Origin of the sequence: Propioniciclava sp. (assembly GCF_029977985.1) — a bacterium.
In the GTDB taxonomy this organism is placed as follows: domain Bacteria; phylum Actinomycetota; class Actinomycetes; order Propionibacteriales; family Propionibacteriaceae; genus Propioniciclava.
Map to the genome: position 1 here is coordinate 1 of NZ_JARKOT010000246.1, position 1,503 is coordinate 1,503.

A 1,503-nucleotide genomic window follows, 5' to 3' on the forward strand; every position below is an offset into this window, starting at 1 on the left:
ACCACTGGCTGCTCACCGACGTGCTGCGGGACGAGTGGGGCTACCGCGGTCTGGTCGTCTCCGACTGGGACGCTGTGCACGACCCGGTGGCGGCCGTGGCGGCCGGCCTCGACCTGGAGATGCCCGGCACCGGCGGACGGAGCGCCGCCGCGCTGGTGGCCGCGGTCGCCGACGGCCGGCTGGAGCGGGCCGCCGTCGCCCGCGCCGCGACCAGGGTGGTCGAGTTCGTCGAGGGCTGCCTGTCCGACGGGCCGGCGGCCGGCCCCGTCCGGGACGCCGGGATCGTGCCGGGGGAGCGGCTGCGGCCCGAGCAGTTGGCCGCGCTCGGCGCGGACGCCCACCACGACCTCGCCCGGGAGGCGGCGGCCGCCGCCGCGACCCTGCTGCGGAACCCGGACGGCGTACTGCCGCTCGACCCGGACGGCACGCAGCGGATCGGCGTGGTCGGCGGCTACGCGCGGGTGCCGCGGATCCAGGGCGGCGGCTCGTCCGGCGTCTGGCCGGTGCGGGTGGACGAACCGCTGGCCGCGATCCGCGAGGTCGCCGGGGACCGCGTCCGCTTCGCACAGGGCTACCCGGTGCCGGCGACCGACTTCTACCAGGAGACCGCCCCGGCGCCGGAGGCCGACCTCGTCGCGTTGCGCGCCGAAGCCGTCGCCGTGGCCCGCGAGAGCGACGTGGTGGTGGCCTTCGCCGGCCTGCCGCTGTCGGCGGAGGTGGAGGCGACCGATCGGGACACGCTCGCGCTGCCGGCGGAGCAGGTCGAGCTGCTCGCCGCCCTCGCCGCGACCGGGACGCCGCTGGTCGTGGTGCTCGCCGCCGGCTCGGCCGTCGACCTCGCGCCGTGGCATGACGCCGCCGCCGCGATCCTGCTCACCTGGCTCGGCGGGCAGGCCGTGGGCGGCGCGACCGCCGACGTGCTGTTCGGCCTCGCCGAGCCGGGCGGACGGCTGGGTGAGACGTACCCGCTGCGCCTCGCCGACACCCCCGGCCACGACACCTTCCCCGGTGCGGCCGGCCGGATCGAGTACGCCGAGGGACCGCTGATCGGCTACCGCTGGTACGACGCCGCAGGCCTCGACGTCCGCTACCCGTTCGGCCATGGCCTGTCGTACACGACCTTCGAGTACTCGGCCGCCTCGGCCCGCGTCGTGGCCGATGACGAAGTGGAGGTGGCGGTCACCGTGACGAACACCGGCACTCGGCGAGGCAGCGAGGTGGTGCAGCTCTACGTCGAGCCGCCGACACCGGAGCCGGGGCAGCCCGTCCGCGAGTTGCGTGCGTTCGCCAAGGTCAGCCTCTCGCCCGGCGAGTCGGCGGTGGTGGAACTGCGGCTCGGGGTCCGCGACTTCGCGGTCGTGGACGTGCCCGGACACTGCTGGCGCCAGCCCGCCGGGACCCATCGGATCGTGCTCGGCAGCTCCTCACGCCAACCCCGGATCGTCCTCCCGGTCGACCGCCGCCCTGCCGCCCTGCCCCTCCATGCCGACTTGTCAGAATCTC

1 protein-coding gene is annotated in these 1,503 nt (G+C 76.2%); it reads left to right on the top strand.

The features are described 5' to 3' along the window. Positions 1 to 1,503: glycoside hydrolase family 3 C-terminal domain-containing protein (locus tag Q1K57_RS13785; protein WP_300083587.1), on the top strand; the 1,503-nt coding region annotated here is incomplete at both ends.